Consider the following 21,675-nt stretch of genomic DNA (forward strand, 5'->3'; position numbering starts at 1 on the left):
ACGTGCCGGCCACGCCGATTGACAGCCCGAACAGGGCGCTCCTACGGTCCGGTCGACAGCCGACCGTCGCCCGCTCGATGGTCCTCTCCGACAGGACGGACGTACACGTGACCACGACGATGAAGGCGATCAGCCAGGACCGGCCCGGGGGGCCGGAGGTCCTCAGGGTGATCGAGAAGGAGCGTCCGACCGCGGGCCCGGCCGAGATCCTGGTGCGGGTCCAGGCCGCCGGCGTCAACCCGACGGACTGGAAGACACGGACCCGCGGCTTCTTCTACCACGACGAGACACCCCCGTTCACCGTCGGTTTCGACGTCGCCGGGGTCGTCGAGGAGGTCGGTCCGGGCGTGACGGTCCTCGCGCCCGGCGACGAGGTCTTCGGCATGCCGAGGTTCCCCCGCCCCGCCGGCGCCTACGCCGAGTACGTGACCGGTCCGGCCCGCCACTTCGCCCGCCGTCCCGGGGGTCTGGACGCGGTGCACGCCGCAGCGCTGCCGCTCGCCGGGCTCACCGCGTGGCAGGCGCTCGTCGACACCGCCGGGGTCGGTCCCGGACAGCGCGTCCTCGTCCACGCCGCGGCCGGCGGGGTCGGTCACCTCGCGGTGCAGATCGCGAAGGCCCGGGGCGCCCACGTGATCGGGACGGCGAGCGCGGCCAAGCACGAGTTCCTGCGCGGCCTGGGAGCGGACGAGCTCGTCGACTACCGGACCCAGGACTTCGCCGAGGTCGTCGGCGACGTCGACGTCGTCCTCGACACCCTCGGGGGCGAGGTGACCGAGCGGTCCCTGCGCACGCTCCGTGCGGGCGGGACCCTCGTCAGCATCATCCCGCCGGCCGGTTTCGACTCGTCACTGATGCCGCGCCGCGACGGGGTGCGCGTCACGTGGATGCTCGTGGAACCCGACCGGGCCGGACTGACGGAGCTCGCCGCCCTCGTCGACGACAAGCAGCTGGAGGTCGTCGTCGACTCCACGTTCGCCCTCGCCGCCGCCGCGGACGCACATCGTCTCGGGGAGGCCGGCCGCACCACCGGGAAGATCGTCCTCGAGGTGTCCGGCTGATCCTGTCCCAGCCCGGGACAACAGTCCCGAGACCATCCTTCCTACCGTCGTCGTGATGCCGGAACCGACCGGCGGAACGTCGGACCTGCGATGTCACGAGAGGACACGATCATGGCGATCGACCCGGAACAGGACGCGATCGACGCGCTGCTCGAACTGCCCGAGGACCAGCCGATCATCCTCATGAACCTCCTGCGGTTCAACGAGGGCGGCGAGAAGACCTACGAGGAGTACGTCCGGCACTGCAAGGTGCACGGGCCGCGCTTCGGTGTCGAGTTCGTCTACCTCGGCAAGGGCGGGCACGTCATGGTCGCCGAGGACGGGCAGTCGTGGGACGCGGTGTGGATCGTCCGGTACCCGAACTCGAAGCAGTTCTTCGCGCTGCTCCACGACGCGGACTTCAAGTCCGGCTTCCATCTGCGCGGGGACTCACTGCAGGAGGCCGTCCTGCAGGTCACCACCCCGTGGGACATCTGACGTGGGCAGGCTGGACGGCAAGGTCGCACTGATCACGGGCGCGGCCCGGGGGCAGGGACGTTCGCACGCGCGGATGCTCGCCCGCGAGGGCGCCGACATCGTCGCCGTCGACCTCTGCGACGACATCGACGGCCTCGGCTACCCGCTGGGTACGGCGACCGAGCTCGAGGAGACGGTCGCACTGGTCGAGGACCAGGACCGACGGATCCTCGCGCGCACCGCGGACGTGAGCGACGTCGCCGCGATGCAGCGGGTCGCCGACGAGGCCTACGAGGAGTTCGGCCGGATCGACATCGTCTGCGCGAACGCCGGCATCTGCCAGGTCGGACCGCGGACCTGGGAGATCACCGAGGAGATGTGGGACGCCCACGTCGACGTGATGACCAAGGGGGTCTGGGCCACCGTCCGCCCGGTCGTCCCGCGGATGATCGAGGCCGGCAACGGCGGCTCGATCATCATCACGAGCTCACTGCTGGGTCTGAAGGGGATGCCGAACCTGGCGGCGTACTGCGCCGCGAAGTTCGCCGTGGTCGGGTTGTCGCAGTCGCTGGCGGCGGAGGTCGCGGAGCACGGGATCCGGGTCAACACGATCCACCCGACGACCGTCGACACGGACATCAACTTCAAGAACGAACCGCTCAAGCGCATGTTCCGGCCCGACCTCGACCACTCCCCCAGCCGCGAGGAGTTCGGGGAGGCGTCGTCGACCATGAACCTGCTGTGGGACCCCTCGCAGCCGTGGAAGCACGCGGTGCCGTGGCTCGACGTCACCGACATCAGCAATGCGGTGCTGTTCCTGGCGTCCGACGAGTCCCGGTACATCACCGGGCTGCGGATGTCGGTCGACCTCGGCGCACTGATCAAGTAACGGCGGACGCGAGAGCCCCGGGACGGCGTCGCCGTCCCGGGGCTCCTGCGTGTCGCGCCCGGGGACCGGGCCTCAGCCCACCTTCGCCTCGAAGGTGGCCACCAGCCGCTCGGTCACACCCCGGATGTGGACATCGACGGTGTGCCTGAGCTCGGCGGTGCTGCCGGACTCCATCGCGGCCATGATCGCCAGGTGTTCCTCGCACGAGGCCATCGTGTGCTCGGTGAACCGGCCCGCGTAGTTGATGATGCGACGCAGGCTTCCGCGCAGCCGGTCCAGATGGGTGATCAGCAGACGGTTGCCGCAGTGGGCGACGAAGAGGTCGTGGAAGGCGAAGTCGTTCTCGTTGAACGGTGCCAGGTCGCCCTTGCGGGCCTGGACGACCTGGTCGTCGAGGCGCTCGCGCATGTCCGCGATGGCGTCGCGCGGGATCGCCACGGCCGTCTCGGCCGCGGCCGTCTCCAACGCTCTCCGCACGCCGTAGACGTCGCGCACCAGTTCGACGCTCAGGGGCGGGACGCTGAACCCCCGGGGACCCGACGGCTCCAGCAGACCCTCGTCCTGCAACCGGCGGACCGCCTCACGCAGCGGGGAGCGGCTGATGGAGAACCGCCGCGCGAGGTCGTTCTCGCTCAGCGCCACGCCCGCGGCGAGATCGCCCCCGACGATCCACTGCTTGAGGGTCGCGTACGCCTGGTCGGCCAACGAAGGAGCCTTCTTGGGTGCCCTCCCCCCGAGGTCGAGCGACTCCCAGGGCGGGACGGACACGGACATCCTGCTGCCTCCTACGGGCGTGACGGTCGGTACCGAACCTAACAGCCCCGGTCGACAGGCGACCGGGCGACGTCAGCTCCGGAGACGCATCTCGACCTGGCCCGCGTCCGCGAGTCCGTAGCGGTCGATCTTGCGATAGAGGCTCGAGCGCGAGATCCCGAGCTCCTCGGCGGCGATGACCTTGTTGCCGCGCGAGTTCTCCAGCGCGGTCATGATCGCATCCCGCTCGGCCCGCTCCATCTTGGTGAAGCTCCGGCGGCCGGCCTCCTGCCGCACGTCGAGGGGCAGGTCGGCCACGCGGATCAGGCCGCCACTGTTGCTCAGTGTGCGTTGGACGACGTTCTCCAGCTCCCGGACGTTCCCGGGCCAACCGCGCCTGCCCAGGACCTCGAGCGCCTCGGCGCTCCACCGGGCGCGCCGGTCCAGCCCGGACGTCAGCGCGGACACCAGGGCAGGCAGGTCGGCAGCACGGTCCCGCAGCGGTGGCACCTCGACCGTGACGATCGCGAACCGGTCGAACACGACGTCGAGGACGTCCTGCCGGTGAGCGCGCTCGGTCACCGTCGCGATCACGCGTGGCGGTGACGGCCGGCCCGCGAGCCCCTCCAGGACCTGCGCGAGAAGCCGCCCGGTCCGGACGTCGATCCGGTCCAGGTGACGCAGGACGAACACACGGGCGGCCTCGCCGATCGTGCGAACGTGGTCGGCCCACCGTTCGGAGGGCTCCGTGACCGTCTTGCAGTCGACGACCACGATGGGGTCGAGGTCCGGGTCCCCGCTGGTGAGCTTTCGCGCCAGCGTCAGCTTGCCGCTCCCCGGCTCACCGACGATCAGCAGCGGCAGCCCGCCCGCGATCGCGTCGGCACCCGCCTCCTCGGCGGCCGCGTACGCCGCGGTGGGGCTGGGACGCACGGCCGACCGCCGTCGCGGGGGCCGGCCCTGCCGCCGGACCTCGATGAGCAGTCCCTCGTCGACCTGAGTGACGTTGACGGGAACGACGACGCCGTCGGCGAGCTCCAGCTCGGTCGCACCGCCGGGCTGCCTCGACCGGTTCACCCGGTCCCACAGCTCGGCCGCGTCGAGATCGGGCAGCAGGGCCGCGGCGGCCGGATCGGCGATGCACAGCCGAGGGCTGAGCAGCAACGACGGCCGGTCGCTGCGCCGGCGTGCCATGAACTGCTCGAACAGGAGCCGCTCGGCCCGACCGGTCTGCTCCAGGAGCCCCTGCCGGATCTCCTCGACACCCCAGCGCACGAGCGCGGTCAGGGCAGGATGGATGCGCTGGTCCATCAGCGTCACGTTCAGCACACCCGCGGGGCGCCGGGTCACCGGGTGCAGGATGGGCGCCGCCACGCAGGTCATGTCCTGGTGCAGCTCACCCCAGTGCTCGGGACCACCGATGATCTTCGTCTGGCCGTCGGCGAGCGCGGTGCCGATGCCGTTGGTCCCGACGTGGGCCTCGTTGCAGCTCGCACCGGGTTCGGCGAGGATGCGCCGCAGCGACGTCCGGACCATCTCGTCGGGGATCCAGCTGCGCACCAGCTGAGCCTGGGCGTTGGCGAGGAACACCGCTCCACCGAGATCGTCGATCTCGGCAGCCAGCCGGTCCAGGACCCGGCCTGCGACGACGGCGAGCTCGCTCTGCTGGTCGATCTCCGGCAACGCCGGGAGGTGCACCTCCTCCGGCGATGCGCCACTGCTGCGCGAACGCGCCCACGATGCAGCGATCTCGGGGCGCACTGCGGCCCGGTACCGCTCCGGAACCTGCCCGGTGACGACGAACTCGTCACGAGCGGACCGGAGCTGGCGGGCGTAGGTCGTGGACATCGTCGGCCTCCCGTCGGTGGAGCTGCGCACCGGCGACCGAGAGCGGCGCACAGTGCGGACTGGCTACGTCCTGTACTTCGGATTTCCGATGCACGTCACCCGAGCCGGGCGACGGCGCGACCCTGTCGCACCACACGTCGTGACGTCGTCTCCGCAATGAGACCGTCGGACGTGGCCGAGCACAAGGTGCTCGAGCCGATCAGCCGCCCGCGACGGTCCATCCGCGGGCGCCGTCCCCGAACGCCCGGTACCCGTCGGCGGACACGACGACGGTGTCCTCGAGCTTGATGAACCCTCGAGTGGGGTGCAGCAGCGTCGTCTCCACAGACAGCACCATGCCCTCCTCGAGGGGCAGGCCGCCGTGGTCGTTGGGATACGGGACCGGACCGGTCGCGGTCAGCCGGGGCGCCTCGTGGCTGATCAGGCCCATCCCGTGCGCGACGAAGTGGGTCGTGTCGACGAACGCGCCGCGGCGGATCACCTCGTGTGCGGCGGCGAAGATCTCCTCGCCGCGCGCGCCCGGCCGGATCGGTGTCCGAGCGGCCTGCTGCGCCTGCTCGATGTACCCGAGCAGCTCCTGCAGCTCACCGTCGGGCGGGCCGAGGACGGCCATCCTGGCCAGGTCGCCGATGTAGCCGCCGAGGTTGCCGCCCGAGTCGAGGCAGAGGACGTCGCCGGGGCGCCACGCCTGCTCGGACGTGCCGCGGTTGTGGCTCGGGCCCATGCTGGCGAGGCAGTACTCGAAGGTCAGGCCGCGCGCCGTCTGTTCCCGGCGGAGGGCCTCGACGAGCTCGTGCTTCGTCGCGCCCTCCCCGTGGCCGGCGAACACGGCGGTCATCGACTCGACGATCGCGTCGGACGCCTGCTCGACGAGCGCCAGCTCGGCCGGGGTCTTGCAGGCGCGGAGCCGCTCGAGGGTGAGGTGGGCCTCGCCGATCGTCACCCCCGGCTCGGCCGCCAGCCGCAGGTAGGCGTCGGCCGGCAGGAACGACGACTCGACGCCGACGGTCAGCGCGCCCGGCCTGACCCTGCGCAGGCGTGCGAGTGCCCGATCGACCGCGTCGACCGCGCCCCAGCTCGACAGCTCGACCTCGGACACCCAGAGCGGCCGGTTCTCCAGCTGCCAGTCCTCGGTGGCGTTGCCGATGTAGGTGGTGGCCTCGGGGACACCGCGCACGTAGACCACGACCGGCAGGTAGCGACTGACGCCGATCGCGTCCATGTAGTCGAAGAAGAAGTAGCGGTGGCCACCCAGCAGGTACTGGACGTTGTGCTTCGAGGTCGCCAGCAGCGCGTCGAGGCCTGCCCGCTCCATGAGCTCGTCGAGCTGCGCGTGGTCGAACGCGGGCGCAACCGCCGGCACGGGCGGCGCGGGTGCTGCGGACATTCTGGCTCCTCCGAAAACGTCGGGCGACTGTCGCCTGTCGACCGACACCGTATGAGCGGCGCCACAGCGCTGTCAACGTGCCCGTCACACGGAGTTCACGGGTGTCCCAACCTGGGACAACTCCGGACGCAGGGCCGCCCGCGACCATCCGCGACATCGCGGCGTCGCCGCGCATCTCCCACCGCCGACACTCTCGTGTCCTCGGCGCATCCGGCACCCGCGCTCGCCGACGGACCCGGTAGAGGAGACCCATGACCACCACCCCACCGAAGCTCGTCGCGACCTCGTGGACGGTTCTCGGCGACGTCACGCCCCGGGACCCGCGCTGGGTCAGCCCGATCCCCCTCACCGAGCGGCTCGACATCCTCGCTGCACAGGGCTGGTACGGCGTCGGGTTCACCCAGGACGAGCTGGAGACGGTCCGCGGGAACGGCAGGCTCACCGAGATGCGGCGTCACCTCGACGCCGCCGGGATCGAGCACGTCGAGGTCGAGTTCCTCAGCGACTGGTGGTGCGACGGGGACGAGGGTGCCGCGTCACGCCGCACCGAGGAGATCCTGCTCGACGCCGCCGCCGAGCTGGGAGCCGCCTTCGTGAAGGTCGGCACGGCGTTCCGGGAGCCGATCGATGACCTCGCACCCCTCGTCGAACCGCTGGCCCGCCTCGGTGACCGCGCCGCCGCCCGCGGCCAGCGCATCGTGCTGGAACCGGCCGCCGTCGCCATGGTCGAGTCGGTCCCGCGCGGGTCCGAGCTCGTCAGCCTCGCCGGTCGCGCGAACATCGGCCTGCTGGTCGACCTCTGGCACGTCCTGCGGGCCGGGACGACACCCGACGAGCTGGTCGCCAGGATCCCGCACGGTCAGGTGTGGGCGGTCGAGCTCACCGACGCCGACGCCGAGCCGGCAGGCGACCTGTTCACCGACACCGTGGACAACCGCCGCTACTGCGGCGAGGGCGACATCGACATCCCGGCCGTCGTCGATGCGTTGCGCACCGTGGGTTTCGACGGCCCGTGGGGCGTCGAGATCCTCTCGACCGAGCACCGGGCACTGCCACTGGCCGAGGGCCTGCGCCGCGCCCGCGACACCGCGACCCGGTTCGTGTCGTGACCGGGTCACGGGTCGATGACCTCGGCCTCACCGTGCCCGACATCGAGGTCGCCGCATCGCGGGTGACCGCGGCCGGTGCCACCCTGCTCACCACTCCCGCGCCGATGCCCGGCCCGGGCCGGATGTGGATGTACTGCCGACTCCCGTGGGACGGGCTGCCGGAGCTCGGGTCGCGGCCGTGAGGGGATGCCCGAAGTTGGGACACCTACGACTGCCCCGCCCGGTTCGACGATGGGGGCATCGGTCCGGAGCACCGATCCGGACGACGAGGTCCACGAGGAGACAAGATGGCTCGGATCGCGCCTGCACCGCCGGAGGTCTACGCCCCACTCATCGGTGAGGACGTGCCGCTCGTGATGAAGATCCACGCCCGGGCCACCCGCCCGGAACGGGTCCAGACACTGGTGCAGTTCTTCGGTGCCTGGATGACCAACACGTCGCTGACGCCGCGGCTGGTCGAGCTGGTCCGGTTGCGGATCGCCTTCCACAACCAGTGCCGCAGCTGCATGGCGATGCGGTACGGACACGCGACCCTCGACGGGGTCGACGAGAACCTGGTGTGCTCACTGGAGAAGCCGGAGGAGGCACCGGACCTGTCCGACGCGGACCGCTCCGCCCTGCACTACGCCGACAAGCTCGCGACCGATCATCTCTCGATCGACGATGCCGTCTACGACGACCTCCGCATGCACTACAGCGAGGGGGAGATCGTCGAGCTCGGTCAGATCGCGGCGATCTGCGTGGGTCTCGGTCGGCTCGACGCCACCTGGGACCTGCGCGACGACCTGCCCGAGTTCTTCAAGAACCAGGGCCCGGCCAGCAGCGGCACGATCGTCACCCCCTGGGGCGGCGACTCGTGGGTGGAGGTCGCGATGGGCTGAGTGCCCGTCGTCACCGGACGGCCGCTCCGTACGTCGGGGGGCGGCCGTCCGTGCGCTCGTCCGCGCACGATCCCCGCCACGGCGCGAGCGATGACCGCCGCGTACGAACCGGACCGCCCCGCACGCCGAGTTCGACCACAGACTGCTTCGATCACGAGAATGTGCAGTCTCACGTCGAACTCGGCGTTCGGTTGCCCTCAGCCGTGAGGGGCCGGGAGGCTCACTCGTAGCAGTGGGGGGCGTGGCCGAGAGCGGCCCAGTCGTCGGGGTCGTGGGTGATCCACACCGTGGCGTCGGCGGCGTCGCGCAACAGTTTGAGCCGGCGCAGGCTGCGGACCGCCTGCTCGGTGTTCGAGTCGATCGGGAAATGGACCTCCTGCTCGAACGCCGCCCTCAGATGGGCCGTGTCCCCGGTCAGGATGAACGTGCGCGACGGCAGCCGGACCAGCAGGCTCAGCTCGCCGGGGGTGTGACCCGGCGTGAACAGCACCGTCAGGCTGCCGTCGCCGAACAGGTCGACATCGACACCCGGGATGTAGTTCCAGTCGAAGTGGCGGGTCGCCTCGATGTCGGCGGTCCGGAAGAAGCCGGCGCCGACGCTGGTGGGCCAGAACGAGAACGGCAGCTCACCCTCTCCGGCATAGAACTTGGCCTGCGGGAACAGCGACAGGCCGCCGGTGTGGTCGAGATGGCTGTGCGAGGCGATGACGTGGGTGACGTCGGAGGTCTTGTACCCGAGTGCCGCGAGCTGGCGGTCGAGCCGCTGCTCCGGCTTCACGGCGAGCCTGGTCAGCGTCGCGAGCTCACCGTAGACCGCTTCGGGGTCGTCGTGGGCCTCCGGCACGAGCCCTGTGTCGAACAGGACGAGCCCACGCGGGTGCTCGATCAGGTACGCGGGCAGCGGGACGGTCAGCTCCCCGCTGAGTCCGTACATCAGAGTCGACGCGTCGAGGGTGAAGCTGGGCGAGTCGAGTGCCCACAACCGCGTGCACGTGGCGAAGGACGGCATTGGCTCTTCCTCTCGTTGACGGGTTTTCGGTGTCGTCACGAACGCCCGGATCCGGAAATCGGTCTCGAGAGCAGGACCGTAGGGCGCGCCTTCCCGAGAATGGTGTGCGATTTCAGGACACCGCGTGCCGGATGTGCCGGATCGACACATCATCGCCGCGCTCGACCCTGATTTCCTGCAGGGATGGCAATTCTTGTCGACTACGTGTGTCCCACGTGCACGGGCCGCTTCGAGGCCTGGGCCGCCACTCCCCCGCCGACGACCCACCGGTGCCCCGCGTGCGGCGGCCCGGCCCGGCGCGCATGGTCGCCGATCGGGCTGGGCCGCGGCCCCGCGGCCGGGTCCGAGCGGCACCCCTTGCCTGCCGCGGAACCGTCGCTCTGCACCCGGAACCCCGACGTCCTGGGCCTGTGCCACATGACCCCGGAGGCGGGCCGCGCATGGGTCGCGCGGGTCCGCGGCGACAACCGGACGCTCGACCGCGAGCTCGCGAAGCAGGAGGCCGCCGCGGCCGTGCGGACTCCGAGGCTCGAGGACGTCCTGAGCCACAGCCACTCCCGCCCCGCACCCGCGGGATGACGGCCGGACTTGTCCCAAGGTGGAACAACACGCCCCGGATCAGCACTCCTAACGTCGTTCGTCGGACAGCCGACGACGGCCGGACATCGTGACGAACGAAAGGTGGGCATCTCGTGAGTGACGCCGACAAGCAGGTCGTGAAGGAATTCGTCGACGCCTTCATCCGTGGCGATCTCGACGACGCGCTGAGCCGGCTCGCCGACGACGCGATCGTCGACGAGGCCGACGGCATGGACTTCTCGGGCAGGTTCACCGGCCCGGCCGGGTTCGCGAAGCTGATCGAGAAGATGTCCGCCGGCGTCGAGGCGCGCATCGACAGCAACGAGCTGATCGACGGCGGCCACGTGATCGTCTCGCGGCTGGAGATGACCTTCACCTCCACGGGTAGCGGCCGCTCGCTGCCGACCCGGGTCACCGAGATCTACACCGTCCGCGACGGCCGGATCGTCGGCCTGGACTCGTTCTACAAGGACCCGTTGGCCGTCAACGCCCTCTACAACGAGAAGTGAGTCCAGCCATGGCAGGCAAGCTCGAGGGCAAGGTCGCCTTCGTCACCGGTGCCGCGCGCAGCCAGGGCCGCTCGCACGCGATCCGGCTCGCCCAGGAGGGCGCCGACATCATCGCCGTCGACCTCTGCGGCCAGGTCGACACCGTCGAGTACCCGATGTCCACCCCGGAGGACCTGAAGGAGACGGTGCGCCTGATCGAGGACCTCGACCGCCGCATCGTCGCCACCGAGGCCGACGTGCGCGACTACGCCGCGCTGTCCACGGCCGTCGACGCGGGCGTGTCCGCGCTGGGGCGCCTGGACATCGTGTGCGGCAACGCGGGCATCGTCAACCTCGGCATGGTGCACGAGCTCTCGCTCGAGCAGTGGAACACCATGATCGACGTCAACCTCACCGGTGTCTTCCACACCTGCAAGGCCGCGGTCCCGCACATCATCGCGGGTGGTCGCGGCGGCTCGATCACGCTGACCAGCACCGCGGTGGCGCTGCGCCCGGTCCAGGGCGCTGGGCACTACATCGCCGCCAAGCACGGCGTCGTCGGGCTCATGCAGACCCTGGCGCTCGAGCTCGCGCCGCACTTCATCCGGGTCAACACGATCCACCCGACCAACTGCGACACCGACATGATCCAGAACCCTGCGATGCGCAAGGCGTTCGTCCCGGACTCGGAGCACCCGACCCGCGAGGAGAGCGAGCCCGCGTACACGGCGCTCAACGCACTGCCGATCCCATGGATCGAGCCGCGCGACATCTCCAACGCCATCGCCTTCCTCGCCTCCGACGAAGGCCGGTACATCACGGGCATCTCGCTGCCGGTCGACGCCGGGTTCCAGCGCATCTGACCGGCCGACAGCGCCGGGCCTCCGCGAACGGCAGAACCAAGGAGACGACATGAAGATCGGCATCGGGGCGTTCGTCGCCGACGGGACGATCCGTCCCGACGTCCTCGGGCGGGCGGTCGAGGATCGGGGGTTCGAGTCCCTGTTCGTCACCGAGCACTCCCACATCCCGGTGAGCAGGGAGTCGCCGTTCCCCCTCGGCGGACCCATGCCGGACTACTACGCCCGGCTGCTCAACCCGTTCGTCGCGCTGACCGCGGCGGCCGTCGCGACGTCACGGATCACCCTCGGCACCGGCATCGCGCTGATGACCCAGCGCGACGTCATCTACACCGCCAAGGAGGTCGCCAGCCTCGACGTCGTCTCGGACGGCCGTGTGCTGTTCGGGGTGGCGCCCGGCTGGAACAAGGAACAGATGCGCAACCACGGGACCGACCCGCGCACCCGTGGCGCGCTGCTCGACGAGCAGCTCCAGGCGCTGCGCGCGATCTGGACCCAGGACGAGGCCGAGTTCCACGGCCGGTTCGTGGACTTCGACCCGATCTGGTCGTGGCCCAAACCGGTGCAGCCGCGCCTCCCGCTCTACGTGGGCGGGTGGGGTCCGGCCGCGGCCAGGCGCGTCACGGCCCACGGCGACGGCTGGCTGCACGGCGGCGCCCCCGACCCCGACGCGGTCAAGGCGCAGTTCGAGATGCGCGCGGAGTACGCACCCGATGCTCCGATGAGCGTCTTCGGCGCCGACGGCGACGATCTCGCCGTCCTGGACGCCTACCGTGACGGCGGCGCCGAACGTGTCGCCGTCGTCCTGGAGCCGGCCTCGCAGAGCGACACCCTCGCCCGGCTCGACGTGCTGGCCGCGCTGGTCGAGCGATACCGCTGAGCCACGGTTTCCCCACACGACGGCCGTCGTCCCCGACCGGGACGGCGGCCGTCGTGCGTTCCGCCGTCCGCCCGTCCCGCTCAGCGGATCGCCACCGCGTTGCTCGGGGAGCCGACGCCGCCGGTGAGGTTCAGCGGCGTCGACACCACCATGGCGTCCCACCGGCCGTCGGCGGCACACGCGGCCGCCAGCTCGTCGAGCGCCCACAGCTCCCCGAGGACGAATCCCAGCAGCGGGATCAGCTCCCGGTGCATGAGCCCGCTGTGCGGAATCCGGTCGGCCCCGGCGCGCTCGGCCGCGGTGAGGAACGGCGAGTCCCGCGGTGCGGGCCAGGCCTCCACGGCGAAGGTGTCGCTCGCAACTACCGCGAACCGGCTGTCCCACAACCATTCGAGAGTCTCACGCGACGCCAGCAGGCCGGAGGCCCGCAGCGGGGTGAGCGCGCGGCGTTCCTGCGGCCCGAGCTCGTGCAGGTAATGGTGTCCCCAGCCGGTACGCACCATCAGGATGTCGCCGGGCGCCAGCGCCACACCCTGCGCGGCGGCGGCCTCGACCACCGTCGAGACCTCGATCGGCTCGCCGGCGTCGTGGTCGATGACGTGCCCGCGGGTGCGCAGGTGGGCGTCGACGTCGACCAGTACCCCGCGCCCGACGATCCCGTGCTCGGCGAAGCGGTTCACACCGAGCGTCGGCGCTCCCGGCCGGAGCAGCCCGGGGTCGGTGCCGTTGTAGAACCCGTGCTCAGGATGGGCGAAATGCCGCAGCCCGTCGAGCTGGCTGCTGCCCTGGGTGTGGAAGCTGTCCAGGTATTCGTCGCGGTGGTGCTCGTTGGCACCGAACATCATGTGCTGCAACGGCTTGCGCGTCGGCGCGGGCGGTGGGTCGAACGCCTCGAGCGGGTGGTCGAGCCGGACCCGCTGCCCCGTGCGCACGAGTGCGGCGGCAGCCCGGACCCGGTCCGGGGTGAGGTGGTTGAGCGTCCCGATCTCGTCGTCGGCACCCCACACCCCCCACGAGGAGCCGGGCGGGCCGTCGGTCCGCGCGAGGAGCTGGGCGTAGGTCGGGACGCTCGGTTCGGTCACGAGCCGATCCTCGCCCGGATCACACCCCGCCGCCGTCGTCGACGAGGACGACCGCGTCGACCGCCACCGCACCCCCGCCTGCTCCGCGCCGCAGCAGCACCGGGTTGACGTCGACGCCCGCGATCCGTGACCCCGGCCGGACCATCTCGTCGCCCAGCCGGACGGCGATGTCGACCCAGGCGTCGACGTCGGCGGCCTCGTCGCCGCGCACGGCGCCCAGCAGCGGCGCCATCCGCAGCGAGTCGACCGCCGCCCGAGCCTCCGCCCGGGTGAACGGCGGGAGCAGGACCCGGACGTCGGGTGAGACCTCGACGAGCGTGCCGCCGGCGCCGAGCACCACGACGGGCCCGAACACCGGGTCGAGGTGCGCGCCGACCATGACCTCGACGGGCGCGGTGACCATGGGGGCGACGATCACGTCGCTGTCCACGATGCCGTTGCGCGCCAGGATGTCCAGGATGTCCTCGGTGGCGGCGGCGACCTGTTCGGCGTCACCGAGGCCGAGCCGGACCAGCCCCAGGTCGGACTTGTGGGTGACGGCCGCCGTGCAGCCCTTCACGACGACCGGCACCCCGCCCAGCGCGTCGAAGGCCGCCACCGCGGCGCCGACGTCCGGGCACCGCGTCACGGCGACGGTCGGGATGCCCAGCCCGGCCAGTGTCGCGAGGCTGTCGGCCTCGTCGGCGGTGCGCAGCGGGCCCGCGGGCCGGCGTGGGGAGAGCCGGGCCCGTCCGGCGGCAGCCGCCGCGATCGCGCCGTGCCGCGTCACCTGGGCGAGTGCCGCGACGGCCGCGGCCTCGTCGTCGAACACCGCGAGGTCCTCGCCGCGGAAGACCTCGCCCACGTCGGGCTGGGCGATCGCGACGGCAACGGGCACACCGCTGTCCCGGGCGAACGCGCCGACGTCGGCGGCGATGGCCGCGACGTCGTACCCACGCCCGGCCACCGGGATCCCGATGACGCACGCGTCGACCCCGGGGTCCGAGCCGATGACGGGCAGCACCTTCCCGAACAGGCTGCTGTCGGTCATCAGGGCGGCGGTCACGTCGACGGGGTTCGCGGTCGCGGCGAACGCCGGCAACGCCGCGACCAGGCGCTCGTGGGTGGCTCCGGTGAACGTCGCGAGGTCCAGGCCGTGGTCGGCGGCGGCGTCGGCGGCCAGCACGCAGATCGCCCCGGAGTTGCTGACGATCGCCAGGCCTCCCGCTCGCGGACGGTCCACCGGCGGGGACGCGGCTCCGCGAAGGTAGAGGTCCACCGCGGCGGTGAGCTCGGAGGAGCTGCCGGCGCGCCAGATCCCGAGCCGTTCGAAGAACGCGTCGACGACGCGGGTCTCGTTCGCCAGCGCCCCCGTGTGCGACGCGGCGGCCCGTTGCCCACCGGCACTGCGCCCACCCGAGAGCGCGACGACGGGCACACCCCGTCGCCGCGCGACCTCGGCCAGCTCCTCCACCGATGCGGGGTCGCGGATGTCCTCCAGGTAGAGCAGCAGCAGCCGGATGCCGGGGTCAGCGACCACGGTCGCGGCCAGTTCAGCGGCAGTGACGTCGGCGTCGTTGCCGGTGGCGTGGGCGTAGCGCACCCCGACCCCGCGGCGGCGCAGCATCCCGTAGGGCACCGAGCACAGCGCGCCGCTCTGGCTGACGACGGCGACGGGGCCGTCGGCGGGCGGGGCCTCGGTGAACATCGTCGAGAACCCGAGGACCGCACCCGAGCCGAAGCTCGCGAGCCCTTGGGTGTTGGGGCCGACGATGCGCATCCCCGTCTCCCGCGCCGCCCGCAGCATCTCCCCCTGCCTGCGCCGCCCGTCCGTGTCGGGCGTCTCGCCGAAACCGGACGACATCACGACGCAACCGCGCACCCCCAGCCGCGCGCACATCGCGACCGCGTCGACGGCCGCCTGCCCCGGCACACCGATGACGGCGACGTCCGGCACCTCCGGCAGCGCCTCGACCGACGCGAACGCCGGCAGCCCCTGGATCGTCGGTCGCGCCGGGTTCACCGGGTAGAGCGCGCCGGCGTACCCGAGCGTCGTCATGTACCTGATCGGCCGGCCACCGATCTTGTCCGGGTTGTCGGAGGCCCCGATCACGGTCACCGACCGTGGCGTGTGGAAGAACGACAGGTCGCTCACGAGTGCTCCGCCTCGAAGTAGGGGACCGCGACGGGGTCGTCCGTCCCGGCCCGGAACGTCAGCACAGCCGGGACGCCGGGCCTCAGTGCCGGGTCGCACCGCCCGAGCACCCGCACGCCCTCGGCGAGGTCGACGAGCGCGATCGCCCCCTGTGCCCCCGCGGTCGTGGCGACGACCGCGCCGCGGCCTGCGCTGATCGTCGTCGTCACCGCACCGGCGCACCGCGGGCACCGGTCGCGCCGCAGGTACCAGCGATGGCCGCAGTCCACGCAGGCACTGACGACGATCCGCGGCTCGCCATCGGTCCAGTCGGTGGTCATCGAGTTCCTCCCCGGCCGCGCAGCACGGCGGTCACGTGCGCCGACATCACGCCGCCGTCGGCGTGCACGAGTCCCTGCCGGGCGCCGGTGACCTGACGCCCACCTGCCTCACCACGCAGCTGGGACACCACCTCGGCCAGATGCGCCATCCCGCCGCCGACACCGCAGTGCCCGTAGGACAGCAGCCCGCCGTGCGGGTTGACCGGTGTCGGGCCGTCGAGGTCGAAACGGCCGTCGGCCGCGGCCGCGCCCGCCCGCCCCGGCTCGGCCAGACCGAGCTCCTCCAGCAGCAGCGCGAGGGTGATCGTGAAGCTGTCGTAGATGCCGAAGACGTCGACCTCCGCGATCTCCGAGCCCGCCTCCGCCAGCGCCCGTCCGGCCGACACCCGCGCCCCGAACCCGTGCAGGTCGGCCTCGCTGATGTGCTGGTGCAGGTGCGCCTGCCCGGTGCCGGCGATCTCCACGTCCCGCGGGTCGCCACCGGCGCCGACGACGAACGCCGCCCCGCCGTCGGAGATCGGGCAGCAGTCCAGCAGGTGCAGCGGTTCGGCGACCGGGCGCGAGGACAACACCTCGCCGACGGTCACCGGGGTGCGGAACTGGGCGCCGTCGTGGCGGGCGGCATGGGCGCGCATCGCGACCGCCAGCGGCGCCAGCCCTGCGCGCGGGTCGAGCCCGTGCTCGTGCAGGTATGCCGACGCGAGCAGCGCGTAGTACTGCGGCACCGTGGCTCCGACCGGCACCTCGTAGCGGTGGTGCCCGACCTGGGCCAGCGTGTTCGTCGAGGTCTGTGTGCTCTGACCGCTGGCCCGGTCCTCCCCCGCGACGACGAGCACCGTCGACGCCGCGCCCGCGTCCACGAGCGCCGCGGCCTGCGCGACCATCGCCAGGCCGGTCGCCCCGCCGACCGCCGCACCCAGCGCCACCTGCGGGGTGATGCCCAGGTACTCCCCGAGGAGGTTCGCCGGCATCAGGTGGTTCAGCGTCGTCGCGTACCCGACGACCAGGCCGTCGACGTCCCGTGGCGTCACCCCGGCGTCGGCCATCGCGAGGGTCGCCGCGCTCGCCTGCCAGCCCAGCGCGTCCCTGCCGGGAAGCCGGCCGAACGCGGTCAGCCCGGCACCGCGGATCCACGCCATGCGATCTCCCTCCGTCGGGTCGACCGTAGGCCGCGCCCGCGGCCGGCACCTGTCCGAATCTGGAACAGGCGCCGCGTACCGAAATGGGACAGCACCGCGGCCCGGCCGACCCCGACCATCGGGGACATGAGCGGACCGATCGACACCACGAACGGCGTCGAACCGGTCGAGCTGGATGCCGTCGTCATCGGCACCGGGTTCGCCGGTCTCTGCGCCCTCCACGTCCTGCGCAACGACCTCGGACTCGAGGTCCGGGCGTTCGACGACGCCCCCGGCGTCGGCGGGACCTGGTACTGGAACTGCTATCCCGGCGCACGCGCGGACACCGAGGTGACCGCGTACTGCTACTCGTTCGACCGGGACCTCTTCGACACGTGGCGCTGGAGCGAGCGCTACCCACGCCAACCCGAGATCCTCGCCTACCTCAACCACGTCGCCGACCGCTTCGACCTCCGGCGCAGCATCACCCTCGAGACCCGGGTCCTCAGCGCGACGTTCGACGAGCACGTGAACCGCTGGATCGTCGTCACCGACGGGGGCGAGCGGCTGGCCGCGCGCTTCCTGATCGAGGGCGTCGGCCTGCTCTCGTCGACGAACACGCCGGCCTTCCCCGGTCAGGAGACCTTCACCGGCGAGATCTTCCACACCGCGCGCTGGCCGCAGTCCGGAACGGGTTTCGCGGGCAAACGTGTCGGCGTCATCGGTACCGGGTCCAGCGGCGTCCAGGTGATCACCGAGATCGCGCCGGAGGCCGACCACCTCACGGTGTTCCAGCGCTCCGCGCAGTACAGCGTCCCCGCGCGGCACGGGCAGATCGACCCGGCTTTCCTGGCCGACATCGACGCCGACTACGAGGGCTACTGGCAACGCGTACGCGGTTCCATCACCGGGTTCGGCTTCGAGGAGAGCACGACGCCGGCGAGCGCGGTGAGCGACGAGGAGCGCGAGGCGGTGTTCGAGCGCTGGTGGCGGCACGGCGGCGGCTTCCAGTTCATGTTCGCCACCTTCAGCGACATCGGCGTCGACCTGTTCGCCAACAACGCGGCGACCGACTTCATCAAGCGCAAGATCGCCGCGACCGTCACGGATCCGGTGACCGCACGCATGCTCACCCCGACCGATCTCTACGCCAAACGGCCGCTGTGCTGCGACGGCTACTTCGAGACCTACAACCGCGACAACGTCACCCTCGTCGACGTCAAGGCCGACCCGATCCTCGAGGTCACCCCTCGGGGCATCCGGACCGCGGGCGGCGAGATCGAGCTCGATGTGATCGTCTTCGCCACCGGCTTCGACGCCGTCACCGGCAACACTCTCAAGATCGCGCACACCGGCCGCGACGGTGTCGATCTCGCCGACCACTGGGCGCACCGGCCGAGGACGCACCTGGGCCTGATGACCAGCGGCTTCCCGAACATGTTCACGATGTTCGGGCCGATGGGGCCCTTCACCAACCAGCCGCCGGCCGACGAGGTCCAGATCGAGTGGATCGCCGACGCCATCCGCCATCTGCAGCGGACCGGGCAGGAGACCATCGAGCCGACTGCCGAGACCGAGGCGCAGTGGGTCGCCACGTGCGACGAGATCGGCAACTCGACCCTGTTCCCGAAGGTCGACTCCTGGATCAACGGTGCGAACGTGCCGGGCAAGCCCGTCACGATCATGTTCTACATGGCCGGCCTCGGCGCCTACGCCGAGCAGCTGCGCGAGGCCCAGGAGAAGGAGTACCCGGGCTTCCGGTTCACCACCACCGACCGCACCCCCGCCTGACCCATCCGAACATCCCCAACGAAGAGGACCGTCACATGGGAAAGCTCGACGGCAAGGTCGCACTGATCACCGGCGCCGGTCGGGGGCAGGGCCGCTCACACGCCCTCACCCTGGCGCGCGAAGGCGCCGACATCATCGCGGTCGACGTGCCGGGCGACGTCGACAGCATCGAGTACGCGCTCTCGAGCAGCGACGACCTGGCCGAGACCGTCAAGGGCGTCGAGGAGCTCGACCGCCGCATCGTCGCGATCGAGGGCGACGCACGCTCGCAGGAGGCCCTGGACGGAGCTGTGGCCGCCGGCCTCTCCGAGTTCGGCCAGATCGACATCCTGGTCGCCAACCACGGCGTGCTCAGCATCGAACCCTTCTGGGAGATGAGCGAGGAACGCTGGAACCAGATGCTCGACATCAACCTGTCGGGCATGTGGCGCGCCGCAAAGGCCGTCACCCCCCACATGATCGAACGTGGCCGGGGCGCCATCTGCATGACGGCCTCCATCAACGCGATCGAGACCGGCCCCGGCTACACCCACTACAACGTGTCCAAGGCCGGCGTCGTCATGCTGATGAAGAACATCGCACTGGAGCTGGGTGGCTACGGCATCCGCTGCAACGCGATCTGCCCGGGCGCGGCGAACACCAAGATCGTGGACTGGCAGGGGCTCTACGACAACCTGATCTTCCCGGGCGCCGGGCACTCGGACCTCTGGGATGCCACGAAGAACTGGACGGCGCTCAAGGGCCGGCGGCTGCTCGACCCGCAGACACTGTCGAACGGCGTCCTGTTCCTCGTGTCCGACGACGCCGCCGACATCACCGGCGTCGCGATGCCGATCGACGCGGGGCACCTCATCCTGCCCGGCTTCAACCACACCCCCGGCTGACCCGGGGCCGGGCCACCCGGCTCCCGGGTGGCCCGGCGATCCCCGGCGTGCCCGATCCCAGCGGACCCGGCGGCGGGCCGCCGAGATCGCGGCAGCTACGTCGGAACCCCGAGCTGGAGCGTGCGTCGCACGTCGGCGGGCCACGGTGTCGCCGCGGGCGAGTCGGGCGTCGCGTGGACGACCGTCGTCGAACCGGTCGCGGCGACCACCGCGGCGGACCGGACCTCGAAGTCGTAGCGCAGCGACGTCCTGCCGAGATGCCCGACCGCCAGTTCGATCTGCACCTGCTGGCCGAACCAGAGCCGGTCGCGGAAGTCGACCTCGTAACGCACCCGCGGAATCCGGCCGAAGAGTCCGGCGAGCCCGAGGCCGCCCAGCAGCTCGGCCTCGGCCGCCTCGACCCACCTCAGCACGACGCCGTTGTGGTAGTGCCCGGACGCGTCGGTGTCGGCCCACTCGACGGCCCGGACGATGGTGGCCGACGGCCGGGTGGCGGCCGCGGTCACGGCGCCACCACCGCGGGTGGGTCCGCGAGCGCGTGGTCGCCACCGAGCAGCGCGCCACCCAGCGGCGCGAACGCAGGCAGGTCCAGCGCGCGCAGCATCCGGTGCGTCGTGGCGGCGGCGGCCGACAGGACGGGCTTGCCGAGCAGCTCCTGGACCTCGTCGAGGACGGCGAGCGAGGGCATCTGCACACACGCCGACAGCACGACCGCGTCGGCGTCGGACCGGTCGAGCTCCCTCGCGTGCGCAATGAGGCCGCGCGGGTCGAGTGCCGCGACGTCGAGGTTGTCGGGAACGCCGAGCGCGAGGTGGTCGAGGACGGTGACTCCCTCGGCCTCGATGTAGTCGACGACGGTGCGCGTCAGCGCAGGCAGGTACGGCGCGATCAGCACGATGCGCCGCGCGTCGAGCACCCGCAGGCCGTCGACCAGCGCACCGGCACTGGTCACCACGGGTGCGGGGCCGCCGTTGTCGACGGTGCGCTGATGCAGCCGTCGCTGCGACTCGCGGTGGTAGCCGGGCCCCATGCTCATGATCGCGACGAGGCAGGCGTAGCCGAGGACGTCGACGCGGGCGTCGGAGAGCTCGACGGCGCACCGGTCGGACTGGGCGTCCATCGCGGCGAGCTCGTCCGCGGTCACCTGCGTCATGCGCATCCGGCTGGAGTGGAAGGTGAACCGCTCCGGCGCCACGGTCTCCCGCGCCCGCAACAGTGCCGGGATCTCCGTCTCCATCGTGACGTTGGAGCTGGGGACGATCTGGCCGATCCGGTAGGGGCGGGTCGTCGCGCTCCAGCTCATCGGGCGTCGACCACCGGGTTGCGCAACGTCCCGATTCCCTCGACGGTGGCCTCGACGACGTCGCCGGGCCGGAGGAACTGCGGCGGGTTCTGCGCGGCGCCCACCCCCTGCGGGGAGCCGGTCGCGATGACGTCGCCGGGTTCGAGCGTCATTCCCGAGGAGATGTCGGCGATCAGCTCGGCGACCGTGAAGAGCATGTGGGCCGTGTTGCCCTTCTGCTTCACCTCGTCGTTGACCTTCAGGCCCAGCGCGAGTGTCTGCGGGTCGGGCACCTCGTCGGCGGTGCGTACCGCCGGGCCGAACGGCGCGTAGGAGTCCTGGCCCTTGGAGAAGAACCACTGCCCGGAGCGGCGCTGGTCACGCGCGGAGATGTCGTTGACGATCGAGTAGCCGAACACGTGGACGAGCGCGTCCTCGCGGGAGACCTTGCGCGCGGTCCGCCCGATGACGACGGCGAGCTCGCACTCCCAGTCGAGCTGCTCGGTGAGGTCGCCGTCGTGCAGGATCGGCTCCCCCGGCCCGACGACCGCGGTACCGGGCTTGGAGAACAGCACCGGCCGGGTCGGCAGCTCCTTCGCCGTGTCGAGGGTGCGTGCGGACTCGTCGACGTGCTCGACGTAGTTCAGGCCGACCCCGACGATCTTGCCGGGCCGGAACGGGGCGTGCAGCCGCACGTCCTCACGCGGGAGGCGCGGGCCGTCGAGCGCGGGCAGGGCGGCCGCGCCGAAGAGGGCGGACATGTCGTCGACGTGCGCGGACAGGTCGACGACCTCGTCGCCGTCCAGGGCGCCGGGCCGGAACGGGCCGGCGGCGACGGAGAAGGTGACCAGGAGCATCGGGATC

General features: G+C 71.5%; 23 protein-coding genes. 12 read left to right on the top strand and 11 right to left on the bottom strand.

Annotated elements, in window-relative coordinates:
- Nucleotides 1-119: 119 nt before the first annotated feature.
- The 3 genes from TOK_RS00930 (at nt 120) to TOK_RS00940 (ending at nt 2,406) form a co-directional block, all read left to right on the top strand.
- Nucleotides 120-1,061: an NADP-dependent oxidoreductase gene (locus tag TOK_RS00930; protein ID WP_098955972.1), complete on the top strand. Its 942-nt coding sequence runs from the start codon at nt 120-122 to the stop codon at nt 1,059-1,061.
- A 111-nt stretch (nt 1,062-1,172) separates the two neighbouring features.
- Entirely contained in the window at nt 1,173-1,538 is a 366-nt protein-coding gene (locus tag TOK_RS00935; protein WP_098955835.1) for a hypothetical protein, read from the top strand.
- A gap of 1 nt (nt 1,539) precedes the next feature.
- The gene (locus TOK_RS00940) at nt 1,540-2,406 is read left to right on the top strand and encodes a mycofactocin-coupled SDR family oxidoreductase (protein WP_098955836.1); all 867 of its coding nucleotides are present in this window, start codon (nt 1,540-1,542) and stop codon (nt 2,404-2,406) included.
- A gap of 72 nt (nt 2,407-2,478) precedes the next feature.
- On the opposite strand, the gene TOK_RS00945 is transcribed toward TOK_RS00940, so the two are convergent.
- From TOK_RS00945 to TOK_RS00955, 3 genes are all read right to left on the bottom strand, one after another.
- Nucleotides 2,479-3,180 (bottom strand): GntR family transcriptional regulator, encoded by a 702-nt coding sequence (locus TOK_RS00945; RefSeq protein WP_098955837.1) that lies wholly within the window; start codon nt 3,178-3,180, stop codon nt 2,479-2,481.
- A 72-nt stretch (nt 3,181-3,252) separates the two neighbouring features.
- Nucleotides 3,253-5,007, bottom strand: coding sequence for a sigma-54-dependent Fis family transcriptional regulator (locus TOK_RS00950; RefSeq protein ID WP_098955838.1), 1,755 nt, complete (start codon nt 5,005-5,007; stop codon nt 3,253-3,255).
- Nucleotides 5,008-5,206: 199 nt separating this feature from the next.
- Nucleotides 5,207-6,394, bottom strand: coding sequence for a Xaa-Pro peptidase family protein (locus tag TOK_RS00955; protein WP_098955839.1), 1,188 nt, complete (start codon nt 6,392-6,394; stop codon nt 5,207-5,209).
- Nucleotides 6,395-6,645: 251 nt separating this feature from the next.
- Here TOK_RS00955 and TOK_RS00960 point away from each other — a divergent pair, with 251 nt between their 5' ends.
- The 3 genes from TOK_RS00960 to TOK_RS00970 all read left to right on the top strand — a co-directional run bounded on the left by TOK_RS00960 (nt 6,646) and on the right by TOK_RS00970 (nt 8,384).
- The gene (locus TOK_RS00960; RefSeq protein ID WP_098955840.1) at nt 6,646-7,503 is read left to right on the top strand and encodes a sugar phosphate isomerase/epimerase; all 858 of its coding nucleotides are present in this window, start codon (nt 6,646-6,648) and stop codon (nt 7,501-7,503) included.
- Nucleotides 7,500-7,685, top strand: coding sequence for a hypothetical protein (locus TOK_RS00965; RefSeq protein ID WP_098955841.1), 186 nt, complete (start codon nt 7,500-7,502; stop codon nt 7,683-7,685). The genes TOK_RS00960 and TOK_RS00965 overlap by 4 nt, the downstream gene beginning before the upstream one ends.
- Nucleotides 7,686-7,790: 105 nt before the next feature.
- Nucleotides 7,791-8,384: a carboxymuconolactone decarboxylase family protein gene (locus tag TOK_RS00970; RefSeq protein WP_098955842.1), complete on the top strand. Its 594-nt coding sequence runs from the start codon at nt 7,791-7,793 to the stop codon at nt 8,382-8,384.
- A 220-nt stretch (nt 8,385-8,604) separates the two neighbouring features.
- On the opposite strand, the gene TOK_RS00975 is transcribed toward TOK_RS00970, so the two are convergent.
- The gene (locus tag TOK_RS00975) at nt 8,605-9,393 is read right to left on the bottom strand and encodes an N-acyl homoserine lactonase family protein (protein ID WP_098955843.1); all 789 of its coding nucleotides are present in this window, start codon (nt 9,391-9,393) and stop codon (nt 8,605-8,607) included.
- A gap of 183 nt (nt 9,394-9,576) precedes the next feature.
- Between TOK_RS00975 and TOK_RS00980 the strand changes: the two genes are divergently transcribed.
- From TOK_RS00980 to TOK_RS00995, 4 genes are all read left to right on the top strand, one after another.
- Nucleotides 9,577-9,972 carry a zinc ribbon domain-containing protein gene (locus tag TOK_RS00980; protein ID WP_141566227.1) on the top strand — a complete coding sequence of 132 codons (396 nt, stop codon included), beginning with the start codon at nt 9,577-9,579 and terminating at the stop codon, nt 9,970-9,972.
- 113 nt (nt 9,973-10,085) lie between these two features.
- A complete protein-coding gene (locus TOK_RS00985; protein WP_098955845.1) occupies nt 10,086-10,481 on the top strand; it encodes a nuclear transport factor 2 family protein in 396 nt (131 codons plus the stop codon).
- An 8-nt stretch (nt 10,482-10,489) separates the two neighbouring features.
- Complete coding sequence (locus tag TOK_RS00990) at nt 10,490-11,323, top strand: mycofactocin-coupled SDR family oxidoreductase (protein WP_098955846.1); 834 nt, start codon at nt 10,490-10,492, stop codon at nt 11,321-11,323.
- Nucleotides 11,324-11,372: 49 nt separating this feature from the next.
- On the top strand, nt 11,373-12,200 hold the full coding sequence (locus TOK_RS00995; RefSeq protein WP_098955847.1) for an LLM class F420-dependent oxidoreductase: 828 nt from the start codon (nt 11,373-11,375) through the stop codon (nt 12,198-12,200).
- Between the two features lie 80 nt (nt 12,201-12,280).
- Here the strand turns inward: TOK_RS00995 and TOK_RS01000 are convergent, their stop codons facing one another.
- Genes TOK_RS01000 through TOK_RS01015 form a run of 4 tightly spaced genes read right to left on the bottom strand, consistent with a single transcriptional unit; the run spans nt 12,281 to nt 16,875 of the window.
- The gene (locus tag TOK_RS01000) at nt 12,281-13,282 is read right to left on the bottom strand and encodes a cyclase family protein (RefSeq protein WP_141566228.1); all 1,002 of its coding nucleotides are present in this window, start codon (nt 13,280-13,282) and stop codon (nt 12,281-12,283) included.
- Between the two features lie 19 nt (nt 13,283-13,301).
- The gene (locus tag TOK_RS01005) at nt 13,302-15,416 is read right to left on the bottom strand and encodes an acetate--CoA ligase family protein (RefSeq protein ID WP_216361801.1); all 2,115 of its coding nucleotides are present in this window, start codon (nt 15,414-15,416) and stop codon (nt 13,302-13,304) included.
- Nucleotides 15,413-15,736, bottom strand: a complete 324-nt coding sequence (locus TOK_RS01010) for a Zn-ribbon domain-containing OB-fold protein (protein ID WP_098955849.1) — start codon at nt 15,734-15,736, stop codon at nt 15,413-15,415. The genes TOK_RS01005 and TOK_RS01010 overlap by 4 nt, the downstream gene beginning before the upstream one ends.
- Nucleotides 15,733-16,875, bottom strand: a complete 1,143-nt coding sequence (locus TOK_RS01015) for a thiolase family protein (protein ID WP_098955850.1) — start codon at nt 16,873-16,875, stop codon at nt 15,733-15,735. Before TOK_RS01015 ends, TOK_RS01010 begins: the two co-directional genes overlap by 4 nt.
- Nucleotides 16,876-17,001: 126 nt before the next feature.
- Here TOK_RS01015 and TOK_RS01020 point away from each other — a divergent pair, with 126 nt between their 5' ends.
- Nucleotides 17,002-18,645, top strand: a complete 1,644-nt coding sequence (locus TOK_RS01020) for an NAD(P)/FAD-dependent oxidoreductase (RefSeq protein ID WP_098955851.1) — start codon at nt 17,002-17,004, stop codon at nt 18,643-18,645.
- A gap of 35 nt (nt 18,646-18,680) precedes the next feature.
- Nucleotides 18,681-19,529, top strand: a complete 849-nt coding sequence (locus TOK_RS01025; RefSeq protein WP_098955852.1) for a mycofactocin-coupled SDR family oxidoreductase — start codon at nt 18,681-18,683, stop codon at nt 19,527-19,529.
- Between the two features lie 95 nt (nt 19,530-19,624).
- On the opposite strand, the gene TOK_RS01030 is transcribed toward TOK_RS01025, so the two are convergent.
- Genes TOK_RS01030 through TOK_RS01040 form a run of 3 tightly spaced genes read right to left on the bottom strand, consistent with a single transcriptional unit; the run spans nt 19,625 to nt 21,668 of the window.
- Nucleotides 19,625-20,035, bottom strand: a complete 411-nt coding sequence (locus tag TOK_RS01030; protein WP_098955853.1) for a thioesterase family protein — start codon at nt 20,033-20,035, stop codon at nt 19,625-19,627.
- Nucleotides 20,032-20,832 carry an Asp/Glu racemase gene (locus TOK_RS01035; protein WP_098955854.1) on the bottom strand — a complete coding sequence of 267 codons (801 nt, stop codon included), beginning with the start codon at nt 20,830-20,832 and terminating at the stop codon, nt 20,032-20,034. Before TOK_RS01035 ends, TOK_RS01030 begins: the two co-directional genes overlap by 4 nt.
- Nucleotides 20,829-21,668, bottom strand: a complete 840-nt coding sequence (locus TOK_RS01040; RefSeq protein WP_098955855.1) for a fumarylacetoacetate hydrolase family protein — start codon at nt 21,666-21,668, stop codon at nt 20,829-20,831. The genes TOK_RS01035 and TOK_RS01040 overlap by 4 nt, the downstream gene beginning before the upstream one ends.
- Nucleotides 21,669-21,675: the final 7 nt, after the last annotated feature.

Source organism: Pseudonocardia sp. N23 (assembly GCF_002583555.1).
Taxonomy (GTDB): Bacteria; Actinomycetota; Actinomycetes; order Mycobacteriales; family Pseudonocardiaceae; genus Pseudonocardia.

What these genes read in the sequence shown, in the direction of transcription:
- TOK_RS00930 (WP_098955972.1), top strand. Translation starts at nt 120, where the DNA reads ATGAAGGCGATCAGCCAGGACCGGCCCGGGGGGCCGGAGGTCCTCAGG.
- TOK_RS00935 (WP_098955835.1), top strand. Translation starts at nt 1,173, where the DNA reads ATGGCGATCGACCCGGAACAGGACGCGATCGACGCGCTGCTCGAACTG.
- TOK_RS00945 (WP_098955837.1), bottom strand. Translation starts at nt 3,180, where the DNA reads ATGTCCGTGTCCGTCCCGCCCTGGGAGTCGCTCGACCTCGGGGGGAGG.
- TOK_RS00950 (WP_098955838.1), bottom strand. Translation starts at nt 5,007, where the DNA reads ATGTCCACGACCTACGCCCGCCAGCTCCGGTCCGCTCGTGACGAGTTC.
- TOK_RS00955 (WP_098955839.1), bottom strand. Translation starts at nt 6,394, where the DNA reads ATGTCCGCAGCACCCGCGCCGCCCGTGCCGGCGGTTGCGCCCGCGTTC.
- TOK_RS00960 (WP_098955840.1), top strand. Translation starts at nt 6,646, where the DNA reads ATGACCACCACCCCACCGAAGCTCGTCGCGACCTCGTGGACGGTTCTC.
- TOK_RS00970 (WP_098955842.1), top strand. Translation starts at nt 7,791, where the DNA reads ATGGCTCGGATCGCGCCTGCACCGCCGGAGGTCTACGCCCCACTCATC.
- TOK_RS00975 (WP_098955843.1), bottom strand. Translation starts at nt 9,393, where the DNA reads ATGCCGTCCTTCGCCACGTGCACGCGGTTGTGGGCACTCGACTCGCCC.
- TOK_RS00980 (WP_141566227.1), top strand. Translation starts at nt 9,577, where the DNA reads ATGGCAATTCTTGTCGACTACGTGTGTCCCACGTGCACGGGCCGCTTC.
- TOK_RS00990 (WP_098955846.1), top strand. Translation starts at nt 10,490, where the DNA reads ATGGCAGGCAAGCTCGAGGGCAAGGTCGCCTTCGTCACCGGTGCCGCG.
- TOK_RS00995 (WP_098955847.1), top strand. Translation starts at nt 11,373, where the DNA reads ATGAAGATCGGCATCGGGGCGTTCGTCGCCGACGGGACGATCCGTCCC.
- TOK_RS01010 (WP_098955849.1), bottom strand. Translation starts at nt 15,736, where the DNA reads ATGACCACCGACTGGACCGATGGCGAGCCGCGGATCGTCGTCAGTGCC.
- TOK_RS01015 (WP_098955850.1), bottom strand. Translation starts at nt 16,875, where the DNA reads ATGGCGTGGATCCGCGGTGCCGGGCTGACCGCGTTCGGCCGGCTTCCC.
- TOK_RS01020 (WP_098955851.1), top strand. Translation starts at nt 17,002, where the DNA reads ATGAGCGGACCGATCGACACCACGAACGGCGTCGAACCGGTCGAGCTG.
- TOK_RS01025 (WP_098955852.1), top strand. Translation starts at nt 18,681, where the DNA reads ATGGGAAAGCTCGACGGCAAGGTCGCACTGATCACCGGCGCCGGTCGG.
- TOK_RS01035 (WP_098955854.1), bottom strand. Translation starts at nt 20,832, where the DNA reads ATGAGCTGGAGCGCGACGACCCGCCCCTACCGGATCGGCCAGATCGTC.
- TOK_RS01040 (WP_098955855.1), bottom strand. Translation starts at nt 21,668, where the DNA reads ATGCTCCTGGTCACCTTCTCCGTCGCCGCCGGCCCGTTCCGGCCCGGC.